Origin of the sequence: Streptomyces filamentosus, assembly GCF_014654895.1 — a bacterium.
Classification (GTDB): domain Bacteria; phylum Actinomycetota; class Actinomycetes; order Streptomycetales; family Streptomycetaceae; genus Streptomyces; species Streptomyces filamentosus.
Window position 1 is genome coordinate 554,927 of sequence record NZ_BNBE01000001.1, and the last position, 24,958, is coordinate 579,884.

General features: G+C 75.4%; 23 protein-coding genes. 16 read left to right on the top strand and 7 right to left on the bottom strand.

The window, feature by feature from the left end; genetic code table 11:
• Positions 1-8 precede the first annotated feature (8 nt).
• On the bottom strand, positions 9-803 hold the full coding sequence (locus IE326_RS02505) for a pyrimidine reductase family protein (protein WP_150235816.1): 795 nt from the start codon (positions 801-803) through the stop codon (positions 9-11).
• Between the two features lie 36 nt (positions 804-839).
• On the opposite strand from IE326_RS02505, the gene zapE reads away from it, so the two are divergent.
• The 5 genes from zapE to IE326_RS02530 all read left to right on the top strand — a co-directional run bounded on the left by zapE (position 840) and on the right by IE326_RS02530 (position 6,017).
• Positions 840-1,925: a cell division protein ZapE gene (gene zapE / locus IE326_RS02510; protein ID WP_190040703.1), complete on the top strand. Its 1,086-nt coding sequence runs from the start codon at positions 840-842 to the stop codon at positions 1,923-1,925.
• Positions 1,926-1,959: 34 nt separating this feature from the next.
• Positions 1,960-2,385 carry an OsmC family protein gene (locus IE326_RS02515; RefSeq protein WP_030761379.1) on the top strand — a complete coding sequence of 142 codons (426 nt, stop codon included), beginning with the start codon at positions 1,960-1,962 and terminating at the stop codon, positions 2,383-2,385.
• 165 nt (positions 2,386-2,550) lie between these two features.
• Entirely contained in the window at positions 2,551-3,909 is a 1,359-nt protein-coding gene (locus tag IE326_RS02520; RefSeq protein ID WP_190040704.1) for an alkaline phosphatase PhoX, read from the top strand.
• Positions 3,910-4,156: 247 nt separating this feature from the next.
• On the top strand, positions 4,157-4,987 hold the full coding sequence (locus IE326_RS02525) for a PPK2 family polyphosphate kinase (RefSeq protein ID WP_229915409.1): 831 nt from the start codon (positions 4,157-4,159) through the stop codon (positions 4,985-4,987).
• A 121-nt stretch (positions 4,988-5,108) separates the two neighbouring features.
• Positions 5,109-6,017, top strand: a complete 909-nt coding sequence (locus tag IE326_RS02530) for a polysaccharide deacetylase family protein (RefSeq protein ID WP_229915176.1) — start codon at positions 5,109-5,111, stop codon at positions 6,015-6,017.
• A gap of 84 nt (positions 6,018-6,101) precedes the next feature.
• On the opposite strand, the gene IE326_RS02535 is transcribed toward IE326_RS02530, so the two are convergent.
• From IE326_RS02535 to IE326_RS02545, 3 genes are read right to left on the bottom strand one after another with little or no spacing between them, the layout of a single operon-like run.
• Positions 6,102-6,290 (bottom strand): hypothetical protein, encoded by a 189-nt coding sequence (locus IE326_RS02535; RefSeq protein WP_150235824.1) that lies wholly within the window; start codon positions 6,288-6,290, stop codon positions 6,102-6,104.
• A 41-nt stretch (positions 6,291-6,331) separates the two neighbouring features.
• A complete protein-coding gene (locus IE326_RS02540) occupies positions 6,332-6,976 on the bottom strand; it encodes an ABC transporter (RefSeq protein WP_190040706.1) in 645 nt (214 codons plus the stop codon).
• Positions 6,973-7,953 (bottom strand): ATP-binding cassette domain-containing protein, encoded by a 981-nt coding sequence (locus IE326_RS02545; RefSeq protein ID WP_190040707.1) that lies wholly within the window; start codon positions 7,951-7,953, stop codon positions 6,973-6,975. Before IE326_RS02545 ends, IE326_RS02540 begins: the two co-directional genes overlap by 4 nt.
• 99 nt (positions 7,954-8,052) lie before the next feature.
• On the opposite strand from IE326_RS02545, the gene IE326_RS02550 reads away from it, so the two are divergent.
• From IE326_RS02550 to IE326_RS02565, 4 genes are all read left to right on the top strand, one after another.
• The gene (locus IE326_RS02550; protein ID WP_150235830.1) at positions 8,053-8,760 is read left to right on the top strand and encodes a peptidyl-tRNA hydrolase; all 708 of its coding nucleotides are present in this window, start codon (positions 8,053-8,055) and stop codon (positions 8,758-8,760) included.
• An 81-nt stretch (positions 8,761-8,841) separates the two neighbouring features.
• Entirely contained in the window at positions 8,842-10,278 is a 1,437-nt protein-coding gene (locus IE326_RS02555) for an MbnB/TglH/ChrH family RiPP precursor modification enzyme (RefSeq protein ID WP_190040708.1), read from the top strand.
• Between the two features lie 5 nt (positions 10,279-10,283).
• Positions 10,284-11,327 carry a TIGR04222 domain-containing membrane protein gene (locus tag IE326_RS02560; RefSeq protein WP_190040709.1) on the top strand — a complete coding sequence of 348 codons (1,044 nt, stop codon included), beginning with the start codon at positions 10,284-10,286 and terminating at the stop codon, positions 11,325-11,327.
• Between the two features lie 45 nt (positions 11,328-11,372).
• Entirely contained in the window at positions 11,373-12,125 is a 753-nt protein-coding gene (locus IE326_RS02565; protein WP_150235837.1) for a TIGR04222 domain-containing membrane protein, read from the top strand.
• A 163-nt stretch (positions 12,126-12,288) separates the two neighbouring features.
• Here the strand turns inward: IE326_RS02565 and hemQ are convergent, their stop codons facing one another.
• Positions 12,289-13,002 (bottom strand): hydrogen peroxide-dependent heme synthase, encoded by a 714-nt coding sequence (gene hemQ / locus IE326_RS02570; RefSeq protein WP_150235839.1) that lies wholly within the window; start codon positions 13,000-13,002, stop codon positions 12,289-12,291.
• A 17-nt stretch (positions 13,003-13,019) separates the two neighbouring features.
• Positions 13,020-14,495 (bottom strand): protoporphyrinogen oxidase, encoded by a 1,476-nt coding sequence (gene hemG / locus IE326_RS02575; RefSeq protein ID WP_150235842.1) that lies wholly within the window; start codon positions 14,493-14,495, stop codon positions 13,020-13,022.
• A gap of 159 nt (positions 14,496-14,654) precedes the next feature.
• Here hemG and IE326_RS02580 point away from each other — a divergent pair, with 159 nt between their 5' ends.
• Positions 14,655-15,734, top strand: a complete 1,080-nt coding sequence (locus IE326_RS02580) for a DUF4349 domain-containing protein (protein WP_229915177.1) — start codon at positions 14,655-14,657, stop codon at positions 15,732-15,734.
• A 9-nt stretch (positions 15,735-15,743) separates the two neighbouring features.
• Positions 15,744-17,117, top strand: a complete 1,374-nt coding sequence (locus IE326_RS02585; RefSeq protein WP_190040711.1) for an FAD-dependent oxidoreductase — start codon at positions 15,744-15,746, stop codon at positions 17,115-17,117.
• Positions 17,118-17,148: 31 nt separating this feature from the next.
• On the opposite strand, the gene hemE is transcribed toward IE326_RS02585, so the two are convergent.
• Positions 17,149-18,225: a uroporphyrinogen decarboxylase gene (hemE, locus tag IE326_RS02590; RefSeq protein ID WP_150235847.1), complete on the bottom strand. Its 1,077-nt coding sequence runs from the start codon at positions 18,223-18,225 to the stop codon at positions 17,149-17,151.
• A gap of 90 nt (positions 18,226-18,315) precedes the next feature.
• Between hemE and IE326_RS02595 the strand changes: the two genes are divergently transcribed.
• The 5 genes from IE326_RS02595 (at position 18,316) to IE326_RS02615 (ending at position 24,918) form a co-directional block, all read left to right on the top strand.
• Positions 18,316-19,041 carry a DUF3000 domain-containing protein gene (locus IE326_RS02595; protein ID WP_150235849.1) on the top strand — a complete coding sequence of 242 codons (726 nt, stop codon included), beginning with the start codon at positions 18,316-18,318 and terminating at the stop codon, positions 19,039-19,041.
• A gap of 296 nt (positions 19,042-19,337) precedes the next feature.
• Positions 19,338-20,003 (top strand): response regulator transcription factor, encoded by a 666-nt coding sequence (locus tag IE326_RS02600; protein ID WP_015037008.1) that lies wholly within the window; start codon positions 19,338-19,340, stop codon positions 20,001-20,003.
• 81 nt (positions 20,004-20,084) lie between these two features.
• Positions 20,085-21,368, top strand: a complete 1,284-nt coding sequence (locus IE326_RS02605) for a ribonuclease D (RefSeq protein ID WP_150235851.1) — start codon at positions 20,085-20,087, stop codon at positions 21,366-21,368.
• A gap of 200 nt (positions 21,369-21,568) precedes the next feature.
• Positions 21,569-22,783, top strand: coding sequence for a thiolase family protein (locus IE326_RS02610; RefSeq protein ID WP_190040712.1), 1,215 nt, complete (start codon positions 21,569-21,571; stop codon positions 22,781-22,783).
• Positions 22,780-24,918, top strand: coding sequence for a 3-hydroxyacyl-CoA dehydrogenase NAD-binding domain-containing protein (locus IE326_RS02615; RefSeq protein WP_190040713.1), 2,139 nt, complete (start codon positions 22,780-22,782; stop codon positions 24,916-24,918). Before IE326_RS02610 ends, IE326_RS02615 begins: the two co-directional genes overlap by 4 nt.
• Positions 24,919-24,958 lie beyond the last annotated feature (40 nt).

Here is a 24,958-nt window from a genome sequence, read left to right on the forward strand (position 1 = left end):
GCCGATTGTCAGATCCGACGGTAGCGGCTGAAGAGGAAGCCGTCCTGCTCCAGCAGAGAAGCCAGCCCAAAGCGTGTCGGATGCGCGAGCGAGGGCCCGTGGGCGATCCGCTGGGCCTCCCCCGCCGTCATGGTCGGCGAGAGCGTCAGGCACAGCTCGTCGAGCACTCCGGCGGCGGCGAACTGCCCGAGCATCCGGGGCCCGCCCTCGGTGAGCTGGCGGCGCAGCCCGCGCTCGGCGAGCAGGGCGACCGCGCGGGCCGGGTCCACCCCGGCCCCGTCGCCCGCGAGGACCAGCTCGACGCCCGCGTCCCGCACGGCGGCGATCCGCTCGGCGGGGGCGCCCGCCCCGGTCAGGACCAGGGTCGGGACCAGCGGGGAGGCGAAGAGGGGCAGCGAGAGGTCCAGGTCGAGGGAGGCCGTGACCACCGCGATCACGGGGGCGGGGCCCTGCCCGGCGGCGGCCCGGCGGGCGGCGAAGGCGTCCCGGGCGCGGGCGGGCCGGTACCCCTCCTGGCGTACCGTTTCCGCACCCACGACGACGACGTCGGCGAGGCCCCGGAGGGTGCCGAAGATCCGCATGTCGGTCTCGGAGGAGAGCGGCTGCGAGCGGCCCTCGTGCTGGCCGGCCCCGTCGAGCGAGGAGACCATGTTGGCCCGCAGCCAGACCCCGGAGTCCTCCGGATAGGCATAGAGGTCGGCCAGCTCGTCGAGGGACCACTCCCGGTCCGCCGCGCCGGCCGGGTCTCCGCCGACCTGGGCGTTCGGGGCTGTCATGTCCGTCACAGGAAAGAGCTGTCGCATCCTCGCAGTCTGACACGGCGCTTACAGTGGGGAACTGTGTCGACCCGTGCCCCGAACGAAGCCGCCTCCGCAGCGGCGGCCCCCCTCGCGCTCTGCTCGCGCGAGCCCCACGTCCCCGCCGACCGGCTGGTCGCGGAGATGGTCCCGCCGCCGCGCTTCGACTCGGTGCGCTTCGACACCTATCTCCCCGACCCGAACCAGCCGAGCCAGTGCGAGGCCGTCAAGGTCCTCTCCGGCTTCGCCGAGGGCCTCGGCGGGGCGCACGCCACCGGCGCCGGGAAGCGCCGCTGGTTCGCCCGCAAGCCCGCCGCCCCCACCGGCCCGCGCGGGGTCTACCTCGACGGCGGCTACGGCGTCGGCAAGACCCACCTGCTCGCCTCCCTGTGGCACGCCACCCCCGCCGAGCCCTCCCTGAAGGCCTTCGGCACCTTCGTGGAGCTGACGAACCTGGTCGGCGCGCTCGGCTTCCAGAAGACCGTGCAGACGCTGAGCGGGCACCGCCTCCTGTGCATCGACGAGTTCGAGCTGGACGACCCGGGCGACACCGTCCTCGTCTCCAGCCTGCTCGGCAAGCTGGTCGAGGCGGGCGTGGCGCTCGCCGCCACCTCCAACACGCTCCCGGGCAAGCTCGGCGAGGGCCGCTTCGCCGCCGCCGACTTCCTCCGCGAGATCCAGGGCCTCTCCGCGCACTTCAGGCCGCTGCGGATCGACGGCGAGGACTACCGCCACCGGGGCCTGCCCGAGGCCCCCGCGCCCCACTCCGACCAGGTCGTCACCCAGGCCGCGTACCGCACCCCGGGCGCCTCCCTGGACGACTTCCCGCGCCTGCTCGAACACCTGGCCAGGGTTCACCCGAGCCGGTACGGCGCCCTCACCGACGACCTGACGGCGGTCTGCCTCACCGGCGTGGTCCCGGTCCCGGACCAGTCGACCGCGCTGCGGCTCGTCGTCCTCGCCGACCGCCTCTACGACCGCGAGATACCCGTCCTCGCCTCCGGCCTGCCCTTCGACCGGCTGTTCAGCGAGGAGATGCTCAACGGCGGCTACCGGAAGAAGTACTTCCGCGCCATCTCGCGCCTCACCGCCCTGGCGCGGGACGCAAAGGGGCTCGTGGAGCAGTAGGTTGGGCGCCATACCCGACCGAAAGGGATCCACCATGGCCACCGTCCGTCACGCCCACACCGTCTGGCAGGGCGACCTCCTCAAGGGCTCCGGCGTCGTCACCCTCGACTCGTCCGGCCTCGGCTCGTACGACGTCTCCTGGCCGGCCCGCTCCGAGGAGCCGAACGGGAAGACCAGCCCCGAGGAGCTCATCGCCGCCGCGCACTCCTCCTGCTTCTCGATGGCGCTCTCGCACGGCCTGGCCGGCGCGGGCAACCCGCCCACCCGCCTGGAGACCAAGGCGGACGTCACCTTCCAGCCGGGCGAGGGCATCACCGGCATCCACCTCACCGTGGAGGGCGAGGTCCCCGGTCTGGACGAGGCCGGCTTCCAGGCCGCCGCCGAGGACGCCAAGAAGAACTGCCCGGTCAGCCAGGCCCTCGCCGGCACGACGATCACGCTGACGGCCAAGCTCGCCTGACGCCGGGGGCCCGGCCGCCCGGGCCCCCGCCCTCCCGTCAGGGACGTTCCGGACCCTCCGGATTGAGCCGTTCGAGGCTCCGTGGACCCGCGTCGCGGCATCGCGCACACCCGTGCGTGGTACACACAGCGGGTCCACACCTGTCTCCGGCGGGAAGGCCGTCCCATGTCCGTGACACGACGTCAGATCCTGGCCTGCACCGGCGCGTCCGCCGCCGGCATCGCCTTCACCGGCGCCCTGGGCGAGCTCTTCGCGGGCTCCGCCGCCGCCGAGCCGCGCGGCGGCTACGGCCCGCTGCTCCCCGACCCGGCCGGACTCCTCGACCTCCCCGCCGGCTTCTCCTACCGGGTGCTCTCCCGCGAGGGCGAGCCGCTGCGCTCCGGCGAGGGACCCGTCCCGAGCCACTGCGACGGCATGAGCGCCTTCGCCGGACCGGACGGCGGGGTCCGCCTGGTCCGCAACCACGAGAACCGGCCCGAGGCCCGGCACCCCGTCCCCCACGTCCCCGGCCTGACCTACGACCCGGGCGGCAAGGGCGGCTGCACCGTCCTCGGCCTCGGCGCCGACGGCGGCGTGCGCGCGGAACACGTCGGGATCTCCGGCACCGCCGTCAACTGCGCCGGCGGCCCCACGCCCTGGAACACCTGGCTGACCTGCGAGGAGACCGAGGACAAGGCCGGGACCAAGGGGTACGCGAAGGACCACGGCTTCGTCTTCGAGGTCGACCCGGCCGACCCGCACCGCACCGGGGCCGTCCCGCTCACCGCCCTCGGCCGCTTCGCGCACGAGGCCGTCGCCGTCGACCCGTACACCGGGATCGTGTACGAGACGGAGGACGCCTTCGACCACCCCTTCGGCCTCTTCTACCGCTTCCTGCCCGAGCGGCCCCTCGGCGGCACCGGCTCCCTGCGCGCGGGCGGCACCCTGGAGGCGCTGCGGGTGCCGGGCGTCCCGGACCTGTCGGTGGTGCGGGAGGCCGGGACGGTCTTCGAGCGCGTCGAGTGGGTGCCGGTGCCGGACCCGGGGGCGGCCGGGACGCCGATCCGCTTCCAGGACTTCGGCCGGGGCGGGATCACCCACGCGCAGAAGCTGGAGGGCTGCTACTGGGGCGGCCGCGCCGTCTACTTCGTCTCCTCCTTCGCCCGCGCCTCCGACGGCTCCGGCGCCACCCACTTCGGGCAGGTGTGGAAGTACGAGCCCCGGGGCCGCCGCCTCACCCTCGCCGTGTCCTTCGGCCCCGACACCGACGTCCGGCTTCCCGGCGAGTCCCCCGACAACATCTGCCTGGCCCCCACCGGCGGCCTGATGGTGTGCGAGGACGGCGCGGGCGCGCAGCACGTCTTCGGGGTGACCCGCCGGGGCGAGGTGTACGCCGTCGCCCGGGGCCGGCAGGACGTCGGAACGCCCGGAGCCCCCGAGTGGGGCGAGTTCGCGGGCGTCACCTTCTCCCCGGACGGCGCCACGATGTACGTGAACTGCTACACCCCCGGCACCACCTTCGCCGTCACCGGCCCCTGGCGCTGACCCCCGCCCGGCCCCGGGCGCACTCGCGCCCCTCCCCGATCCGGCGCAGGATCGGGGAAGGCGCGCGGCACGGCGGAAGGGGCACGCGGTGGGGAAGACGGACCACGGGAAGACCGGCCACGGGAAGACGGACCCCGGACGGAAGACCCACGGGCAGAAGGACCCCGGGCAGAGGGGCGACGGACAGAAGGGCCACGCACAGAAGGGGCACGGGCGGGGCCGCGCCGGGCGGGAGTCGCTCGGCGCGCTGCTGCGGCTCCCGCCGGGCGAGCCCGTCGACCTCTCCGCGTACGACCCCCGGGCCGTCACCGGCGGTCCCGACGCCCCCGGGGACAAGGCGGCCGGGCGCGCCGCCACCGCCCTCCTCGCGCCGCGCCTCGCCGAGCTCCAGGAGCGGCTGTACGCGGCGAGCACGGCGGGCGGGCGGCAGCGGCTGCTGCTGGTCCTCCAGGGCATGGACACCAGCGGCAAGGGCGGCACGGTCAAACACGTCATCGGCCACTTCAACCCGTCCGGCTGCCGCATCCGCGCCTTCAAGGCGCCCACCCCCGAGGAGCGCGCCCACCCCTTCCTGTGGCGGGTGTCGAAGGCGCTGCCGGAACCGGGCGAGATCGGCATCTTCGACCGCTCCCACTACGAGGACGTGCTCATCGCCCGGGTCAGGGAGCTGGCCCCGCCCGAGGAGCTGGAGCGGCGCTACGAGGAGATCGACCGCTTCGAGCGCTCGCTCGCCGAGGAGGGCGTCACGCTCGTGAAGGTCTTCCTGCACCTGTCGTACGAGGAGCAGCGCGCCCGGCTCCTGGAGCGGCTGGACAACCCCGAGAAGCACTGGAAGTTCGACCCGTCCGACATCGAGGAGCGGACCCGCTGGGACGACTACCGGGAGGCGTACGAGGTGGCCATGGAGCGCTGTTCGGCGCCCGGGGCACCCTGGTTCCTGGTCCCGGCGGACCGCAAGTGGTACCGCAACTGGGCGGTGAGCCTGCTGCTCCTGGAGCACCTGGAGGCGCTGGACCCGCAGTACCCGCCGGGCGGCTTCGACGTGGCGGAGTGCCGGCGCCGGCTGCTCGCGACCTGACGGACCCGGCGCCCGGGGGGGGATCCGGCACCCGGGGAACCCGGCGCCTGACGGGTGACGCGGTCCGTCGCGCCCCGGACACGACGACGGATGTTCGACTCTCATCGTATAACTTCCGTTCGTGACCATTTCTGTACGTAAAGTGGCGACGCTCGGTCTTCTGGGCGCCGTTCTCGTCGGCTGCGGCGGGGGCGCCGACTCCGCCGGCTCCGTGACGCCCACGGCCCCGGCCGCCTCCCCCTCCCCCGCTTCCGCCCCCGCCTCCGCGAAGGCCACCGGCACCGCGAAGCCCGCCGCTCCGGGGCCGAAGCGGGCCCCCGCCGCGCCGCCCACGATGGCGGCCGGCCCCCAGGGCCGCACCCCCGTCTACGAGCGACGGACCGGCCGGAGCACCGAGAAGACCGTCGCCCTCACCTTCGACGCCGACATGACCGCCGACCAGGGCCCCCGCGCGGCGCGCGGCGAGCGCTTCGACAACCCGGAGCTCATCGCCACCCTGCGGCGGCTCGGGGTGGACGCGACGGTCTTCATGACCGGCCGCTGGGCGGAGGAGTACCCCGACCAGGCCCGGTCCATCGGCACCGACCCCCGCTTCGAGATCGCCAACCACTCCTACAGCCACTACGCCTTCGCCGAGCCCTGCTACGGCCTGCCCACGGTCGCCGGGCCGGACATGGCGGCCGATGTGAAGCGCGCCTTCGACTCCTTCCGGGACGCCGGGGCGGTCAACGTCGTGCCCTACTTCCGCTTCCCCGGCGGCTGCTACGACGACGCCGCCCTCCACGCCCTCGCCCCCGCCCGGGTCACCGCCGTCCAGTGGGACGTCGTGGGCGGCGACGCCTTCGCGAAGGACCCCGACGCGGTGGCCGAGCAGGTGCTGTCCGGAGTGCGCCCCGGCTCCCTGGTCGTCCTCCACTGCACCCGCAGCGCCGCCCCCGCCACGGAGCGGGCGATCCGCCGCATCGTCCCCGAACTCCGCTCCCGCGGCTACCGCTTCGTGAAGGTGTCCGAGCTGATGCGGAACGGCTGAGGCCCCGGGCGACCGAGCCGGGCCCGGCTCGGTCGCCCTGCTCCGCCGGCCCCGCCCGGCGGCCGGTCCGGGGAGGGACCTTCCTCAGCCGGAGCAGGCGTTCCGCTGGGCCTCCTGCCACTCGCAGACCGGGCAGAGCACGATCCCCTTGACCGACTCCGCGTACTCGGTCGGCTCCAGACAGAGCACACAGCGCGCGTACGGGCCCTCGGTCGCCTTTGGGGGCCGGGGCGCGGGCTCGGGGGCGCAGAAAGCGCCGGATTCCGTGGTCATGACACCGAGGCTACTCCGGTGCCGGGCCGGGTCCCCGGCCCTCATTCCAGGCGGGCGCCGGCCCGGCGGGACGCGGTCGCCGTGACGGCGGCGAGCAGGAGCGCGGCGGCGCAGGCCGCCCACGGCGGACGGGCCCCGCCGCCGTCCGCGACCAGGGCGGTGACGGCGTGCTTCGCGGGGGAGCCGGTGGTCACCAGGGCCGCCAGCGAGCCCAGCAGCAGCGCGGCGACGGACCAGCCGGGCGCACGCACGAACGGCCGGGCGGCGAGCGTGCCGACGGCCCCGCCGGTGAGGGCGCAGGCGGTGGTGGCCAGGAGCCCGGCGAGCAGCGCGGCCGGACCGCTCGTCCCGGCGAGGCCGCCCGTGGCCGTCACCGCGCAGGCCGCCGCCGCGCCCGCCAGGACGGCCCAGCCCGCGCCCGCCAGGAGCGCGGCCAGGTGCGCGCGGGACCGGCCGGCCGCCGCGGCGACCACGGCCCGCGCGGCGGCCGGCTCCTGCGTCAGGAAGATCCGCACCGTCCAGGCGGAGACCGGCACGAGCCCGGCCGCCGCGATGCCGAGGGACCCGGGCACCGGATCGCCCGGCCGGACGCCGACCGCGACCAGCGCCGCGTACAGGAGCAGCGGGGCGAGCCACCGCTGGGAGCGGAGGAACAGTGCGGAGTGGTACCGCAGCAGCGCCGTCATCCCCGCCCCCCGCCGGTGGCCGGACCGGTCTCGGCCTCCACCCGGTGGACGTGCCAGGAGGCGTCGAGGAGCACCCGCAGCAGGGCGTCGGAGTCCGCGCCGCCGACCCGGAAGAGCGTTCCTCCGCCGTCCCCGAGCGCTTCCCCGGCGGCCCCGCCGGGCAGGACGCCGGGCAGCGGCCGCGTCCCGGAGGCCACGATCCGGACGGGGGCGGACGCCGAAGGCTTCGCCCCACCCCGGGCCGGGTCGGGGTCCGGGGTCTTCGTCCCGACCCGAACGGGGCCGGGCTCCACGGCCTTCGCCCCGACCCGGGCGGGGACGGTTCCCTGCTCCCGGGGTCCCGGTCCGACCCCGCCGTCCGCGACACGCAGGACCGTGTCGGCCTCGCCCGCCAGGCGGCGCGGGTCGTGGTCGACGAAGAGGACCGTGGCCCCGGCCGCGACCCGCTCCCGCACCGCCCGGTCGAGCTCCGCACGGGCCGCCTCGTCGAGCCCCGTCCACGCCTCGTCCAGGACGAGGAGGCCGGGCTCGGCGAGCAGCGCCTGGGCGACGGCGACCTTCTGGGCGCTGCCCTTGGAGAGTTCGGAGAGGGCGGTGCCGGCGTACCCGCCCGCACCGAGGCGTTCCAGCCATCGGGTGGCCCGGGTCCGGGCGACGGCGGTGGTGAGGCCCTGGAGGCGGCCGAGGTGGACCAGGTGGCCGAGGGCCGTGAAGGGCAGGGCGGGCGGGAAGCGCTCGGGGACGTACGCGGTCCCGCGCGGGCGGCCGGTGATCCGGCCCTCGGCGGGGGCGTCGACCCCGGCGACGAGCCGCAGCAGCGTCGACTTGCCGGTGCCGTTCGCCCCGGTGACCCGGACCAGCCGGCCCTCCGGCAGTTCCAGGTCGACGCCCCGCAGCACCCACGGCCCGCGCGCCCCGTACCGGCGCCCGACCCCCGCGAGCCGCACGGGCCCCCGCGCTCCGACGATCGTGCTCATGCACGGGATCCTCGCCCGGCCCCGGTCCGCGCCGCAAGGTCCGGCATCCCTGTTCGGGCCGAGGGCCCCGGTGTCACCGGCCGGTGGCAGACTTGCCGGGTGAGCAGCAACGACACCGACCCCCGCGACGAGAAGCCGCAGTTCGTCCTGCCCCTGGTGGTGCGGATCGAGCGCGGCGCGCCCCCGGCCCGCACCGACGCCCTGGAGACCGCGGCCCGCGCCGTGCTCCGGCTCCTCACCGACGAGCGCGCGCTCGGCGACGGGGAGTGGGCGGCGGCCGTCGCCGACTGGGAGGACGCCCGCATCCGCAAGGTCGTGCGGCGGGCGCGCGGCTCCGAGTGGCGGCGCGCCGGGGAGCTGCCCGGCATCACCGTGACCGGGGAGACCGCCGAGGTGCGCGTCTTCCCGCCGGTCCCCCTGGACGGCTGGCCCAAGGAGCTGGCCAAGCTCCAGGTCTCCGGCACCGACCTCGACGACCCGGAGCCGCCGGGGCCCGCCCCGGAGGGCGCGGCGGTGCTGTGGACGAACCCGGGGCTCGCCATGTCGGCCGGCAAGGCGATGGCCCAGGCCGGGCACGGCGCCCAGCTGCTGTGGTGGGCCCTGGACGACGCCGCCCGCGCGGCCTGGCGGGAGGCCGGTTTCCCGCTGGCCGTGCGCACGGCGCCGGAGGCGGAGTGGCCCGCGCTCGCCGCGAGCGGCCTGCCGGTGGTCAGGGACGCGGGCTTCACGGAGATCGCTCCGGGCAGCGCGACCGTGGTGTCGGCGTACCCCGGCGTCCTGTCCGCGGCGCCCGGGAACCTCAAATGAAGCTCTGAACCTCTCCTTCCTGGGTTCGACCGGCTCCGCCGGGGTCATCACGTGGATGACTGAGGACCGAAGGAGGGGGACATGACGGAACTCGGCATCGGCATCGGCTGGCGTCCCGAGATCGCGGACGCGGTCGAGGAGCTGCCCGGGGTCGACTGGGTGGAGGTCGTCGCGGAGAACGTGTGCGCCGGCCACCTGCCCGACTCGCTGGCCCGGCTGCGGGCCCGGGGCGTCACGGTCGTGCCGCACGGGGTGTCGCTCGGGCTCGGCGGGGCGGACCGGCCGGACCCGGAGCGGCTGGCCGCGCTGGCCGCGAAGGCCCAGGCGCTGGGGGCGCCGCTGGTCACCGAGCACATCGCGTTCGTCCGGGCCGGGGGGCCGCTGACGGCGACGCCGGGCCTGGAGGCCGGGCACCTGCTGCCGGTCCCGCGCACCCGGGACGCCCTGGACGTGCTCTGCGAGAACGTGCGCATCGCGCAGGAGTCCCTGCCGGTGCCGCTGGCCCTGGAGAACATCGCCGCACTGTTCTCCTGGCCGGGCGAGGAGCTGTCGGAGGGACGGTTCCTGGCGGAGCTGGTGGAGCGCACGGGGGTGCGGCTCCTCATCGACGTCGCCAACCTGCACACCAACCACCGCAACCGGGGCGAGGACCCGGCGCGGGCGCTCGCCGAACTGCCGGTGGAGGCCATCGCGTACGTGCACGTGGCCGGCGGGATCGAGCGGGACGGCGTCTGGCACGACACCCACGCGCACCCGGTGCCGGAGCCGGTCCTGGGGATCCTGGCCGAGCTGGCGGGGCGGGTCGACCCGCCGGGCGTCCTGCTGGAGCGGGACGACCGCTTCCCGGCCTCGACCGAGCTGGCCGCGGAGCTGTCGGCGATCCGCACGACGGTGGCGACCGCCCGGCGGCGCGGCCCGGCCGCAGCCGCGGGCCTCCCGGCCGCCGCCCGGCACGGCGTCGGCGCCGCCGCGCTCCGCGCGGGCCGCGCCCTCGCGGGCGGCGACCCGCTCCTCATCGGCGCGGGCGCCCGCGTCTCGGGCGGCTCGATGCCGCCCGCCCTCCCGTCCCGCCCGCTGCCCGCCCCCGTCCCGGTCCCGGAGTCCCCGGAGCCGGTCGGGGACGGGGTGCGGCAGCGGATCGGGGTGGCGCAGGCGGCGCTGCTGTCGGCGCTCGTCGCCGGGACCCCGGCGCCGGAGGGCTTCGACACCCGGCGGCTGGGGGTGCAGAGCCGGGCGCTCGCCGCCAAGCGGGCCTCCGTGGTGGCGCGGATCGCGCCGGAGCTGCCGGAGATCCTCGGCGACGACTTCCGGCCCGCGTTCCTCGCCTACGCGCGGACCCGGCCCATGCCGGGGAGCTACCGGCGGGACGCGCTCGACTTCGTGGAGGGGCTGCTGCTGGCCGGGCGGCCCGAGCGGCGGGAGCTGACCCGCTGGTGGCAGGAGCGGACGGACAGCCGTCCGGCCGGCATCGCGGGCCGCGTCGCGCGGGCCGCACGACACGTGTTCCTGGGGCGGTGACCGGCATGGACCTCCTGCTCGTGCTCTTCTACGCGGCGGGCGCCGCCGCCGTCGTGCGGCTCGTGGTGCTCGTCCGCCGGACCCGGGGCGGCCCCGGCGGGCCCCTCCAGGACCTGTACGAGGCCGCGTTCCTCGCCGGCGGCCCCGGCAGGGTCGCGGACACCGCGCTCGCCGCCCTGCACCTGGACGGCCGGCTGGTCATCGGCGGGCCGGGCGTGGCCGCGGTCGTCCACCGGGTCGCCCACGACCCGGTGGAGCGGGCCGTGTTCGACGTCCGGGCGACGGCCCCGAGCGGCGCCCTGCACCAGCTGCGGCTCGGGGTGATGACGCACCCGGCGGTGCAGGAGATCGGCGACGGCCTCGCCGCGCGCGGTCTGGTGACCCCGCCGGAGCCCCGGCAGGCCCTGCGGCGGTGGTGCGTGGGCGTCGTCATGGCGTCCGTCCTGCTGCTGCCGTCGGCGGCGGTCGTGATCACCGTCGTCCGGTTCGGGGAGCCGGGCGACACGGGAGTGCCGTTCGTCGTGAAGGTGCTGCCGCTGTTCTTCGTCTGCTTCGCGACGGCGCTGGTGTGCGGCGCCTCCGCGGGCCGCCGGGTGAGCCCCGCCGGGGTGGCGGCGCTGGCCGCGTACCGGCGGGAGCACGTGTACGTCCCCGGCAGCGACGTCCTTGCGGCGGTGGCGACCAACGGCATCCACGCGCTGCCCGACCGGGAGCTGTGGGAGCGGCTGCGGAACGCGGCGCGGCTCCAGGGGCAGTCGCTGTCGGGTCCCCGCCGCGCCGCTTCCCCGTCCCCGCACCCGCACCCGCACCACCGCTCCTCTTCCTCCTCCGACACGAGCGCGGCCGTGGTCCTGTGGTGCGCGGGGGCCGACACGGGCGGCGGGGGCGGCTGGGACTCGGACGGCCGGGGCGGCTCGTCCTGCGGGTCGGGCGCTTCGTCCTGCGGCTCCTCGTCCTCGTCCTGCGGGTCGTCGTCCTCGTCCTGCGGCTCCTCGTCCTCGTCCTCGTGCGGGTCGTCGAGCGGCTCGTCCTGCGGGTCCAGCGGCTGAGCCGTTCGGGTGGCGGGCGCCGGGGTCCTGCCGTACAACTCGATCATGGTGTGGATCCCGCTGTTCCTCGTCGCGAGCGTCGTGACCGCCGTCGCCTGCGTCCGGCTGTGCCGGGCCGCGATCGCCGCCGGCGGGACCGGCGACGGCACGGCCGGGGCGGGCGAACTCACCCTGGGCGAGGCCGCGTTCCTCGCCGGCGGGCCGGGCCGGGTCACCGAACTGGCACTGGTGTCGATGCACCGGGCCCGCCGGCTGCTGCTCGCGCACACCGGCTGGGCCACGGTCCTCGACGGCTCCGGCTCCGGCGGGGACGAGCTGGAGCGGGCGGTGCTCGGCGCGATCGGGCCGGAGGGCCAGGCCCCGGTGCCCCGGCTGCGGCCCGCGGTCGCCGCCGCCGCGTGCGTGCGCCGCATCGAGGAGGGGCTGGTGGCCCGGGGGCTCGCGGTGCCGGGCCCGGGCCGCCGGGAGGTCGCGGCGGGACTGCGGGCGGTGCGGGGCGCGTTCCTGCTGGCCCTGGTGCTGGGGGCGGTCGCGGCGGGGCTGGTGGAGGAGGGCGGGCGGGCGCGGGTCCTCGCCGCGTTCGCGCTGCCGCTGACGGCCTCGGGACTCTGTCTGCTGCTGGCGCGGGTGGAGTCGTATCCGCACAGCCGGTGGGCCTCGCACGCCGGTCAGCGGCTGCTGGCGGGGCTGTCGGCGGAGGATCCGCTCACGGCGCTGGCCACTCGGGGGCCGGCGGTCCTGGAGCCGGAGCTGCGGGCCGCGCTGGGGAAGCCTCAGGGGGGCGCCGGGGCCTCGTGAGGGGAAGGACGCCGGTGCGGCGCGCTCGCGCGCGCCGCACCCGGAGCCGGACCCGGTGTCGCTGGAGCGGCGGGCCATGGCGCGGCCGCCGTCTGATCTTCCGGGTCGAGGGGCGAACGCCCCGGCTGGGAGCCGGGGCGCCGCCAGGTTCGTGGGGCGGCCGTCAGGCCAGGCCCGCCACCAGGTCCGCGACGCTCTTGCGGCGGCCGGTGTAGAAGGGGACCTCCTCGCGGACGTGCATCCGGGCCTCGGAGGCGCGCAGGTGGCGCATGAGGTCGACGATCCGGTACAGCTCGTCGGCCTCGAAGGCGAGGATCCACTCGTAGTCGCCCAGCGAGAAGGAGGCGACCGTGTTGGCCCGGACGTCCGGGTAGCCGCGGGCCATCTTGCCGTGGTCGGCGAGCATCCGGCGGCGATCCTCGTCCGGCAGCAGGTACCAGTCGTAGGAGCGGACGAAGGGGTAGACCGAGACGTAGTCGCGGGGGGTCTCGTCGGCCAGGAAGGCCGGGATGTGCGACTTGTTGAACTCGGCGGGGCGGTGCAGCGCCATGTTCGACCAGACCGGCTCCAGTGCGCGGCCCAGCCTGGTGCGGCGGAAGAGGTTGTACGCCTCCTGGAGCTGGTCGCTGGTCTCGGCGTGCCACCAGATCATCACGTCGGCGTCGGCGCGCAGACCGGACAGGTCGTACGTGCCGCGGATCGTGATGTCCTTGGCGGCGAGCTGGTCGAACAGCTCCTGGACCTCGTCGGCGTAACCGCCGCGGTCCTCGGGAAGAACGTCGCGCAGCTTGAAGACGGACCACAGGGTGTAGCGGATGACCTCGTTGAGGTCCTTCGCCTTCTTACCGGCGTTCGGGATCTTTTCGGGCGCACTCATACGCCTATTCTCGCCCGTCACGAGGAGTGCCCCGCACCGGGGTGGGCGGTTCGGGACGTGGCGATGATCTCGTCCGCCACCGCGTCGGCCGCGCGGTGGGCCGAGGCGACGCACGCGGGGATGCCGACGCCGTCGTACGCGGCGCCCGCGAGACGCAGTCCGGGCAGGTCCGCGAGGGCGTCCCGGAGCCGGGCGACCCGGTCGAGGTGGCCGACCGGGTACTGCGGCAGACCGCCGGTCCAGCGGGTGACGGCGGTGGCGACGGGCCGGGCGGCGAGGCCGGTGGCGGCGCCGAGGTCCTTGAGGGAGGCGGCCACCAGGTCCTCGTCGTCGCGGTGCAGCCAGCCCTCCTCGCCGTGCCGGCCGACCGAGGTGCGGAGCACGAACAGCTCGGGGGCCGCGTCGCCGACCCAGCGCCACTTCTGGCTGGAGAAGGTGGACGCCTTGATGGTGTGGCCGTCGACGGGCGGCACGAGGAAGCCGGAGCCGGGCAGCTCCGGCAGGTCCGCGCGGCGGAAGGCGAAGGTCACCAGGGCCATGGAGGCGTACGCGATCTCGCCGAGGAGCGCCGCGGCGGCGGGCGCGTGCCCGCCGAGGAGCCCGGCCGCCACGGGGGCGGGGGCGGCGAGGACGACGGCGTCCGCGTCGAGGACCCGGTCCGGGGTCACGACCCGCCAGCCGGCGGGGCCGGTGCGGAGCAGGGCGGTCGCGGGGGTGTCGGTGAGGATCGTGCCGCCCGCGGCGCGGACGGCGTCGGCGACGGCTCCGGGGAGGGTGCCGATGCCGCCGTCGAGGCCGGCGAAGACGGCCCCGCCGAGGCCCGTGGCGGCGCCCGCCGCGTCGGCGGGGACGGCGGCGCCCGCGGCCTGGACGGCGCGGACGGCCGCGGTGAGGGTGGGGTGACGGCGGGCGGCCGCGAAGAGCGCGGGGACGGCGGCCTTCATCGAGATGCGGTAGGCGTCGCCGGCGTAGACGCCGCCGAGGAGGGGCTCCACGAGCCGGTCGACGACCTCGCGGCCCATCCGCTCGGCGACGTACGCGCCGATGGCGACGTCGTCGCCGATCTCGGTGGGCGGCAGCTCGGCGTCCCGGCCGATCCGGCGCAGGGCCTCCTCGGACAGGAGCCCGGCGACGGCCTCCGCCGTGCCGGGGACGCCCATGACGTGCCCCTTGGGCATGGGGACGAGGGTGCCGCGGGACCAGACGGAGGCGGTGGCGGTGCCGGGGGCCTGGAGCCGGCCGCCGAGGCCGACCGCCTCGGCGAGGGCGACGGCCTCGGGACGGCGGGCGAGCAGCGACTCGGCGCCGAGGTCCACGGGCGCGCCGGCGATCTCCCCGGCGCGCAGCTTGCCGCCGAGCCGGCCGCCGGCCTCCAGGAGGGTGACGCGCGCGCCGGCTGCGAGGAGCCGGAGGGCGGCGGCGAGGCCGGTGATGCCGCCGCCGACGACGACGGCGTGGGGGGCCGCCTGGGGTCCCGTGGTGTCCGCGTTCATGGGACCACTCTCTCAAATCGCCCGCGCCGTCCCGTTCCGAGGCCGGACCGTGACCGCATCGCCACCTCCGGACGCAAACCTCCGGCCGGGCCCGCACGTCATAAGGGCACCGGTTCCCGGATGGGGACATCGGTTTCCAGCGACCCCCGGGGGGCGGCAGTGCGGACGGCGGACGGTACGGGCGGACGGAAGAGGGCGGGGGCGGCGCTGCTGCTCGCCGCCGTGCTGGCGCTGACGGCGGGCTGCGGCGGGGGCGGCGCGGAGTCGTCGGCCGACGGCCCGGGCGGAGACAGGGCCGTGGCGGCGGGCACCGAGCGGAAGGACGCCGCGGAGGGCGGCCCGGCGAGCGCCGCGGAGGCCGCGGAGGACGCGAAGGACGGCGCCGCCGCGTCCGGAGCGGCGGGGGCGAAGGCCCCGGCCGGGCAGCACGTGATCCGGACGGCCTCGCTCTCGGTGGAGGTCGACCGGGTGGCGGAGACCGCCGCCGAGGTGCGGACCGTGGTGGCGGACGCGGGCGGCCGGGCCGAGTCGGAGACGACCGAACTCGTGGGCGAGGGGTACGCGCACTCCACGATGGTGCTGCGGGTGCCGCAGGACCGGTACGACGAGGTCCTCGTCCGTCTCGCCGGCACAGGCCGGCTGCTGGCCCGCACGGCGGAGGCGCAGGACGTCACCGACCAGGTGGTCGACGTGGAGAGCCGGATCGCCACCCAGCGGGCGAGCGTGGCGCGGGTGCGGGCGCTGATGGACCGGGCCGGGCGGCTGGCGGACGTGGTGACCCTGGAGGGGGAGCTGAGCCGGCGGCAGGCGGACCTGGAGGCGCTGCTGGCCAAGCAGGCGTCCCTGAAGGACCGGACCTCGCTGGCGACGGTCACCCTGGAGCTCAAGGAGAAGGAACGGGTCACCGTCGGGGACGAGGTGACCGACGACAGCCGCCCGGCCGTCGACGAGGCCCTGTCGGGCGGCTGGAACGCCCTGGTCGCCGTGGTGGCGTGGACCCTGGTCGTCCTCGCGGCGCTCGCGCCGTGGCTGGCGGTGGCGCTGGCGGCGTACGCGGTGTGGCGGTGGGTCGTCCGGCCGCGCCGCCGGGCCCGCGCGGCCGTCGCGGTGCCCCGCCCGACGCCCGCCCCCGACACCGCGCCGGAGCGGCCGGAGCAGTCGGAGCGGCCTGTGCGGACGAACGCGGCGGGGCTGCCGCTGCCGGGACCGGGGCCGGACGAGGAGGCCCCGGCCCCGTAGCGTGGGCGCATGAGCGAACGACTGGTGGTCATCGGGGGCGACGCGGCGGGCATGGCCGCCGCGTCGCAGGCGCGCAGGCTCAAGGGGCCCGGGGAGCTGGAGATCACGGCCTTCGAACGGGGCCGGTTCTCCTCGTACTCGGCCTGCGGCATCCCCTACTGGGTCGGCGGGGACGTGTCCGGGCGGGACGAGCTGATCGCCCGCTCCCCCGAGGAGCACCGGGCGCGCGGGATCGGCCTGCGCACCCGGACCGAGGTCACGGAGATCGACCTCGCCGGGCAGCGGGTCAGGTCCCGGGACCTCGCGGTGGGCACGGAGGAGTGGACCGGCTTCGACAAGCTGGTGATCGCGACCGGGGCCCGCCCGCGCCGGCCGGCGGTGCCGGGGATCGACGCGGCGGGGGTGCACGGGGTGCAGACCCTGGAGGACGGGCAGGCGCTGCTCGACTCGCTGGCCACGTCGGCGGGACGGCGGGCGGTGGTGGTCGGCGCCGGGTACATCGGCGTGGAGATGGCCGAGGCGCTGCTGAACCGGGGCTACGAGGTGACGGTCCTCAACCGGGGCGAGCAGCCGATGGCCACCCTCGACCCGGACATGGGGCGCCTGGTGCACGCGGCGATGGACGGCCTGGGGATCCGCACGGTCGGCTCGGCGGCGGTGACGAAGATCCTCACCGACGACGCGGGACGGGTCCGGGCGGTGGCCACGGACACCGGCGAGCACCCGGCGGACGTGGTGGTCCTCGGCACGGGCGTGGTGCCGGAGACCTCGCTGGCCGGGGCGGCGGGGCTGCCGCTCGGGACGCACGGCGGGCTGCTCACGGACCTGGCGATGCGGGTGCGGGGGCAGGAGAACGTGTGGGCGGGCGGGGACTGCGTGGAGGTCCTGGACCTGGTGTCGGGCCGGGAGCGGCACGTGCCGCTCGGCACCCACGCCAACAAGCAGGGCCAGGTCATCGGGTCGAACGTGGGCGGCGACTACGCGACCTTCCCCGGGGTGGTGGGGACGGCGGTGTCGAAGGTGTGCGACCTGGAGATCGCCAGGACCGGGCTGCGGGAGAAGGACGCGCGGGAGGCCGGGCTGCGGTACGTGACGGTGACCGTCGAGTCGACGAGCCGGGCGGGCTACTACCCGGGGGCGGCGCCGATGACGGTGAAGATGCTGGCCGAGCGGCGGACCGGGCGGCTGCTCGGCGTGCAGATCGTGGGCCGGGAGGGCGCGGCGAAGCGGGTGGACGTCGCGGCGGTGGCGCTGACGGCCGGGATGACGGTGGAGCGGATGACGGCGCTGGACCTGGGCTACGCGCCGCCGTTCTCCCCGGTGTGGGACCCGGTGCTGATCGCGGCCCGGAAGGCGGTGGCGGCGGTACGGGCGGCGGGCTGACCCCGCCGCCCGTACCGCCGCCGGGCGGGGGTCAGACCGCCGTGCGCTCGTGGACGTACGCGACCAGGCGGGTCAGGGCGTCGGGGTCCATGGACGGCATGACGCCGTGGCCCAGGTTGAAGACGTGCCCCTCCAGGTCCTTCGCGGCGGCCAGGACTTCGTCGGCCTTGGCCTCGACGACCTCGGTGGAGGCGAAGAGGACGGCGGGGTCCAGGTTGCCCTGGAGGGCCTTGCCGGGGCCGACGCGGCGGGCGGCCTCGTCGAGCGGGACGCGCCAGTCGACGCCGACGACGTCCGCGCCCGCCTCGCCCATGAGGCCGAGGAGCTCGCCGGTGCCGACGCCGAAGTGGATGCGCGGGACGCCGTAGCCGGCGACCGCGTCGAAGACCTTGGCGGAGGCCGGGAGGATCGAGCGGCGGTAGTCGGCGGGCGCGAGGGCGCCGACCCAGGAGTCGAAGAGCTGGACCGCGGAGGCGCCGGCCTCGATCTGCACCTTGAGGAAGGCGGAGGTGATCTCGGCGAGGCGGTCGAGCAGGTCGGCCCACAGCTGCGGGTCGCCGTACATGAGCGCCTTGGTGTGCTCGTGGTTGCGGGACGGGCCGCCCTCGACGAGGTAGCTCGCGAGGGTGAAGGGCGCGCCGGCGAAGCCGATCAGCGGGGTCTCGCCGAGCTCCTCGGTGAGCATGCCGATGGCCTCGGTGACGTAGTGCACGTCGTCCGGGGTGAGGTCGCGCAGCCGGTCGAGGTCGGCGCGGGTGCGGATCGGCTCGGCGACGACGGGGCCCACGCCGGGCTTGATGTCGAGGTCGACGCCGATGGCCTTGAGCGGGACGACGATGTCGCTGAAGTAGATCGCGGCGTCGACCCGGTGGCGGCGGACGGGCTGGAGGGTGATCTCCTTGACCAGCTCGGGCCGCATGCAGGACTCCAGCATGGGGATGCCCTCGCGGACCTTCAGGTACTCGGGGAGGGAGCGCCCGGCCTGGCGCATGAACCAGACGGGGGTGTGGGGCACGGGCTCGCGCCGGCACGCCTTGAGGAACGCGGAGTCGTACGTCCGCGACTGCTGCTTCGTCTGCTGGCCCGTCGGGCTGTTCATGGCGCTCACGCCCAAATCTTCGCATGTGGCCGGAAGCCGCTCGTCCCGGGCGGGTGTCCCTCCCCGCATGGCGGCCCCGTTCCGCCTACTCTTCCCCGCATGGCTGCGGCTCAGGGACATTTTTCCGATCATTCCGACGGCATTCGAGGGACGGGCGACGAGGCGGACAGTACGGCGGGGACCCCGGTGCCGCCGGCGTTCCGGCGGGCGGTGGACGCCCTGCGGACGGCACGGCTGCGCCCCGAGATGGAGGTCGAGCCGACCCGCCCGCCGCAGCGGCTCGCGCCGTACGCGTACGCGGTGGAGGCGGCGGTCGTCGACGACGGGGAGGACCTCGCGGACGGGCGGCTCGTGCTGCTGCACGACCCGGCGGGCCACGAGGCGTGGAAGGGCACCTTCCGGCTCGTGACGCTGGTGCGGGCGGAGCTGGAGCCCGAGATGGCGGCGGACCCGCTGCTGCCGGAGGTGTGCTGGTCCTGGCTGACCGGGGCGCTGGACGCGCGCGGGCTCGCGTACGGGGAGGCGGGCGGGACGGTGACGATGGCGGGCTCGCACTACTTCGGCGGGCTCGCGGAGCGCCGGCCGGCCACCCAGATCGAGATCCGGGCCTCGTGGACGCCCCGGGAGGGCCTCGGCGGGGTGCCGGACACGGCGGCGCACCTGGCGGCCTGGTCGGACCTGCTCTGCCAGATCGCGGGGCTGCCGCCGGCCCCGGCCGACCCGCCGGGCCCCACCGGACCCACGGGCCCCTCGGGGGCGACGGGGACGGTGTCGGGGGCGGGGGTCGTCTCGCTGCCCCAGCGGCGGGGGCCGCAGGGGGCCTGAGCGGCCCGGACGGGTGTGCGGCGGGACGGATGTCCAAGGGGCCCTTCGGGGCCCCTTCGGCGTTCTCAGGGGGGTTCCGCGCGGGTCCCCCGTGGGGGTGAGGAGGCGGGGGCCGCTCGTAGGATGATCGATCGCGCGTCCGAATTGCCCTAATTGTTACTCACTAAATCGTGATCTTTCCCTAAAGGCGGGCGGCCACTCTGCCGAAGGAGTCATTGACCCCTTCGGCAGCAGGGGTTCGCCCCGGCTTCTTCCCCGAGCCGACTCCGTCCCCCCTTTCACTCTCAGGAGGCCGAGTGTCCGTTCTGCTCGAGCAGCCCGCCAGCCTGGTCGCCTACCGCCCGAACAAGCCGACGGCCATGGTCGTCGTGGCCGACCCGCGCGTCCGCTCCACCGTCACCCGCCACCTGTGGGCGCTCGGCGTGCGGGACGTGATCGAGGCGTCGTCCATCGCGGAGGCCCGTCCCCGCGTCGGCAACCCGCGCGACATCTGCGTGGCCGACGTCCACCTTCCCGACGGCAGCGGTCTCACCCTGCTGTCCGAGACCCGCGCCGCGGGCTGGCCCAACGGCCTCGCCCTCTCGGCCGCCGACGACATCGGCGCGGTGCGCAACGCCCTCGCCGGCGGCGTGAAGGGCTACGTCGTCACCGGCACACGGACCAATATCGGCCACCCGACGCGCCCCGGCGCCGCGCCCATCGGCGCCGCGGCCGCCCGGCTCGGCCACCGCCGCCCCCCGGGCGCCCCGAGCCACCCGGGCGGCTACCGCGAGCTCTCCGGCCGTGAGGTCGAGGTGCTCCGGCTGGTCGCGGAGGGCCAGTCCAACAAGGCCATCGGCGTCTCCATGGGCCTCTCCGCCCTCACCGTGAAGAGCCACCTCGCCCGCATCGCCCGCAAGCTGGGCACCGGCGACCGGGCCGGCATGGTCGCCGTGGCGCTGCGGACCGGGATCATCCACTGAGACGGCCTTGACGAAAACGCGGCGCCTGTCGACGGAACGTTCCGTCGGCGGGCGCTTGCCGTCGGCGGATACCCTTGACAGGTGACCGACGCCCAAGAGACCGCAGCAGACACCGCACTGCGCACCACCGGGGGCGGCCCCCCGGACGAAAACGTCCCTGCGAATGGGCTTCCGACCCCGTTGCTGGAGCCCCGGGAGGGCATCCCGCCGGTCGTCGCGAGCGACGACGCCCTCGCCGACGTGATCGCCGCCTTCGCCGCCGGGCGCGGGCCCGTCGCCGTCGACGCCGAGCGCGCCTCCGGCTACCGCTACGGCCAGCGCGCCTACCTCGTCCAGCTCCGCCGCGAGGGCGCGGGCACCGCGCTCATCGACCCGGTCGGCTGCCCCGACCTCTCCGGCCTCGGCCAGGCCCTCGGCGGCACCGAGTGGATCCTGCACGCGGCCACCCAGGACCTGCCCTGCCTGCGCGACATAGGCATGCGCCCCTCCTCGCTCTTCGACACCGAGCTGGCCGGCCGGCTCGCCGGCTTCCCCCGGGTCGGCCTCGGCGCCATGGTCGAGTCCGTCCTCGGCTACGCCCTGGAGAAGGGGCACTCGGCGGTCGACTGGTCCACCCGCCCGCTCCCCGACCCCTGGCTGCGCTACGCGGCCCTGGACGTCGAACTGCTGGTCGACCTGCGCGACGCGCTGGAGAAGGAGCTGGACCGGCAGGGGAAGCTGGAGTGGGCCCACGAGGAGTTCGAGGCCATCGCTGCCGCCCCGCCCGCCCCGCCGCGCAAGGACCCCTGGCGCCGCACCTCCGGCATGCACAAGGTGCGCCGCCGCCGCCAGATGGCGGTCGTACGGGAGCTGTGGACGGCCCGCGACCGGGTCGCCCAGCGGCGCGACGTCTCCCCCGGCAAGGTGCTGAGCGACGCGGCGATCGTCGAGGCGGCGCTCGCCGTCCCGGTGAACGTCGGCGCCCTCACCGCCCTGCCCGGTTTCGGCCACCGCATGGGCCGCCGCCAGCTGGAGCAGTGGCAGGCGGCCGTCGACCGGGCCCGCGCCCTCCCCGAGAACGAGCTGCCGCAGCCCGGTGCCCAGGTCGCCGGCCCTCCCCCGCCGCGCGCCTGGGCGGACAAGGACCCGGCCGCCGCCGCCCGCCTCGCCGCGGCCCGCACCTCCGTCTCCGCCCTCGCCGAGCAGCTGCACCTCCCCCAGGAGAACCTGATCACCCCGGACACGGTCCGCCGGATCTGCTGGGAGCCCCCGTCCCCCCTGGACCCCGACACCGTCGCCGCCGCCCTCACCGCCCACGGCGCCCGCCGCTGGCAGGTCGCTCTGGTGACCCCGCTCCTCCTGAAGGCCCTGGCCACGGGCGCCTGAGCCCGTGTCCCGGCCCGTGCCGAAGCCCCCGCGCCCCTCCCGGTGCCGGGGGCTTCGGCGCGTCCGGCGCGTGTGACCTTCACCGCTTGGCCCCCAGGGGGTGGGCAGCTTGGTTACCCGCAAGTAGCATGGGGGGAGCAAGCGCACGCTTAGTGGTGTGCGCCGCAGCAGTGCCGTCCCGCACCTGGAGGAGAGCCATCGTGCCTCGTACCGTCAGGGACGTCGTCTTCGTCGACGGCGTCCGCACCCCGTTCGGCAAGGCGGGCCCGAAGGGCATCTACCACGAGACCCGCGCCGACGACCTCGTCGTGAAGGCCATCCGGGAGCTGCTGCGCCGCAACCCGGCCCTCGACCCGGCGAAGATCGACGAGGTCGCGATCGCCGCGACGACCCAGATCGGCGACCAGGGCCTCACCCTCGGCCGCACCGCCGGCATCCTGGCCGGGCTCCCGCAGTCCGTGCCGGGCTACTCGATCGACCGCATGTGCGCCGGTGCGCTCACGGCCGTGACGAGCGTCGCCGGTTCGATCGCCTTCGGCGCGTACGACGCCGTCATCGCCGGTGGCGTCGAGCACATGGGCCGCCACCCGATGGGCGAGGGCGTGGACCCGAACCCGCGGTTCGTCAGCGAGAAGCTGGTCGACGAGTCCGCCCTCTTCATGGGCATGACCGCCGAGAACCTGCACGACCGCTACCCGCAGATCACCAAGCTGCGCGCCGACGAGTACGCCGTGCGCTCGCAGGAGAAGGCCGCCAAGGCGTACGCCGACGGCAAGATCCAGCAGGACCTGGTGCCGATCTCGGTGCGCCGCACCGACCCGGCCGGCGGCGAGACGGGCTGGGGCCTGGTCACCGCCGACGAGCCGATGCGCCCGGGCACCACCCTGGAGTCGCTGGCCAACCTGAAGACGCCGTTCCGCGTCCACGGCAACGTCACCGCGGGCAACGCGGCCGGCCTGAACGACGGCGCCACCGCCTCGATCATCGCCTCCGAGGAGTTCGCCCGCGAGAACGGCCTCCCGGTCAAGATGCGCCTCGTCTCGTACGCCTTCGCCGGCGTCGAGCCGGAGGTCATGGGCTACGGCCCGATCCCGGCGACCGAGAAGGCCCTGGCCAAGGCCGGTCTGACGATCGACGACATCAACCTGTTCGAGATCAACGAGGCGTTCGCCGTCCAGGTCCTCGCCTTCCTCGACCACTACGGCATCGCCGACGACGACGCGCGCGTCAACCAGTACGGCGGCGCCATCGCCTACGGCCACCCGCTCGCCTCCTCCGGCGTCCGTCTGATGACGCAGCTGGCCCGCCAGTTCGAGGAGCAGCCCGAGGTCCGCTACGGCCTCACCACCATGTGCGTCGGCTTCGGCATGGGCGCGACGGTCATCTGGGAGAACCCCCACTGGGAGGGCAAGTGAGCACCACCGCCGAGCTTCTGAAGGGCGCCGCCGAGCTCTTCCCGGACGAGGTCGTCACCTCCGCCCACGTCCGTCACTTCGAACTCCCCGCGGGTGCGGGCCGGTTCGCGCTGATCACGCTGGACAACGGCTTCGACCACACCAAGCCGACCACCTTCGGCCCGCAGTCGCTGGCCAACCTGAACACGGCGATCGACCAGGTCGAGGCCGAGGCCGCGAACGGCGAGATCGTCGCCGCCGGCATCACCGGCAAGCCGTTCATCTTCGCCGTCGGCGCCGACCTCAAGGGCGTCGAGCTGCTGAAGAAGCACGACGAGGCGCTCGCCATCGGCAAGGGCGGCCACGACGTCTTCAAGCGGCTCTCCGCGCTCGCCGTGCCGACCTTCGCGTACTACAACGGCGCGGCCATGGGCGGCGGCGTCGAGGTCGGTCTGCACTGCACCTACCGCACCGTGTCGAAGGCCCTCCCGGCCTTCTCGCTCCCCGAGGTCTTCCTCGGCCTGGTGCCCGGCTGGGGCGGCTGCGCGATCCTCCCGAACCTGATCGGCGCCGAGAAGGCCGTCCAGGTCATCATCGAGAACTCGCTGAACCAGAACCGCCAGCTCAAGGGCAAGCAGGTCTTCGAGCTCGGCATCGCCGACGCGCTCTTCGAGGGCGCCGACTTCCTGGAGCAGTCGCTCATCTGGACGGCCGGCGTGCTGAACGGCTCCGTCGCCGTCGAGCGCCCGGAGATCGACCGGGGCGAGGGCTGGGACGCCGCCGTCGCCAGGGGCCGCGCGATCGCCGACTCCAAGGTGCACGGCGCCGCACCCGCCGCCTACCGCGCCCTCGACATCATCGAGGCCGCCAAGGACGGCGACCTCCAGAAGGGCTTCGACGCCGAGGACCAGGCCCTCGCGGACCTGATCATGGGCGGCGAGCTCCGCTCCGGCATCTACGCCTTCAACCTGGTGCAGAAGCGCGGCAAGCGCCCCGCCGGCGCCCCGGACAAGTCCCTCGCGCGCCCGGTCACCAAGGTCGGCGTCGTCGGCGCCGGTCTGATGGCCTCGCAGCTCGCCCTGCTCTTCCTGCGCCGCCTGGAGGTGCCGGTCGTCCTGACCGACATCGACCAGGAGCGCGTCGACAAGGGCGTGGGCTACGTCCACGGCGAGATCGACAAGCTGCTCGGCAAGGGCCGCATCAACCAGGACAAGGCCAACCGTCTCAAGGGCCTGGTCTCCGGCGTCCTCGACAAGGCCGAGGGCTTCGCGGACGCGGACTTCGTCATCGAGGCCGTGTTCGAGGAGATGTCCGTCAAGCAGAAGGTGTTCGCGGAGGTCGAGGCGGTCGCCCCGGCGCACGCGATCCTCGCCACCAACACCTCCTCGCTGTCGGTCTCCGAGATGGCGTCCAAGCTCCGGCACCCGGAGCGCGTGGTCGGCTTCCACTTCTTCAACCCGGTCGCCGTCCTGCCGCTCCTGGAGATCGTCAAGGGCGAGCAGACCGACGACGCCTCCCTCGCCACCGCCTTCGGCGTGGCGAAGAAGCTGAAGAAGACCGCGGTCCTCACCAAGGACGCCCCGGCGTTCGTCGTGAACCGCATCCTGACCCGCTTCATGGGCGAGATCCAGAACGTCATCGACGAGGGCACCTCGGTCGAGACGGCGGAGAAGGCGGTGGAGCCGCTCGGCCTGCCGATGTCCCCGCTGGTCCTCCTGGAGCTCGTGGGCCCGGCCATCGGCCTGCACGTCTCCGAGACCCTGAACCGCGCCTTCCCGGAGCGCTTCACCGTCTCCCCCAACCTGAAGGCCGTCGTCGAGGCCGGCAAGCGCGGCTTCTACGTCTACAAGCCGGAGAACGGCTTCAAGCCGGAGCTCGACCCCGAGGTCGCCGCGCTGCTCAAGCAGGGCGACACCGTCCTCACCGAGCAGCAGGTCCGCGACCGCGTCCTCGACGCGGTGGCGCAGGAGATCGGCCTCATGCTGGAGGAGGGTGTCGTCGCCGAGGCGCAGGACATCGACCTCTGCCTGATCACCGGTGCGGGCTGGCCCTTCCACCTGGGCGGCATCACGCCGTACCTGGACCGCGAGGGCGTCTCCGAGCGCGTCAACGGCAAGCGTTTCCTGGCGCAGGGCGTGGCGAGCGTCCCCGCGTGACACCCGGGAACCCGTGAGGAAGGGGCCGGTGGCGACTGCC

Excerpts from the sequence above, each read along its gene's own strand:
- IE326_RS02520 (WP_190040704.1), top strand. The coding sequence starts at position 2,551 with ATGTCCGTGACACGACGTCAGATCCTGGCCTGCACCGGCGCGTCCGCC.
- IE326_RS02555 (WP_190040708.1), top strand. The coding sequence starts at position 8,842 with ATGACGGAACTCGGCATCGGCATCGGCTGGCGTCCCGAGATCGCGGAC.
- IE326_RS02535 (WP_150235824.1), bottom strand. The coding sequence starts at position 6,290 with ATGACCACGGAATCCGGCGCTTTCTGCGCCCCCGAGCCCGCGCCCCGG.
- hemQ (WP_150235839.1), bottom strand. The coding sequence starts at position 13,002 with ATGAGTGCGCCCGAAAAGATCCCGAACGCCGGTAAGAAGGCGAAGGAC.
- IE326_RS02585 (WP_190040711.1), top strand. The coding sequence starts at position 15,744 with ATGAGCGAACGACTGGTGGTCATCGGGGGCGACGCGGCGGGCATGGCC.
- IE326_RS02540 (WP_190040706.1), bottom strand. The coding sequence starts at position 6,976 with ATGACGGCGCTGCTGCGGTACCACTCCGCACTGTTCCTCCGCTCCCAG.
- IE326_RS02505 (WP_150235816.1), bottom strand. The coding sequence starts at position 803 with ATGCGACAGCTCTTTCCTGTGACGGACATGACAGCCCCGAACGCCCAG.
- IE326_RS02560 (WP_190040709.1), top strand. The coding sequence starts at position 10,284 with ATGGACCTCCTGCTCGTGCTCTTCTACGCGGCGGGCGCCGCCGCCGTC.
- hemG (WP_150235842.1), bottom strand. The coding sequence starts at position 14,495 with ATGAACGCGGACACCACGGGACCCCAGGCGGCCCCCCACGCCGTCGTC.
- IE326_RS02595 (WP_150235849.1), top strand. The coding sequence starts at position 18,316 with ATGGCTGCGGCTCAGGGACATTTTTCCGATCATTCCGACGGCATTCGA.
- IE326_RS02545 (WP_190040707.1), bottom strand. The coding sequence starts at position 7,953 with ATGAGCACGATCGTCGGAGCGCGGGGGCCCGTGCGGCTCGCGGGGGTC.
- IE326_RS02515 (WP_030761379.1), top strand. The coding sequence starts at position 1,960 with ATGGCCACCGTCCGTCACGCCCACACCGTCTGGCAGGGCGACCTCCTC.
- IE326_RS02565 (WP_150235837.1), top strand. The coding sequence starts at position 11,373 with ATGGTGTGGATCCCGCTGTTCCTCGTCGCGAGCGTCGTGACCGCCGTC.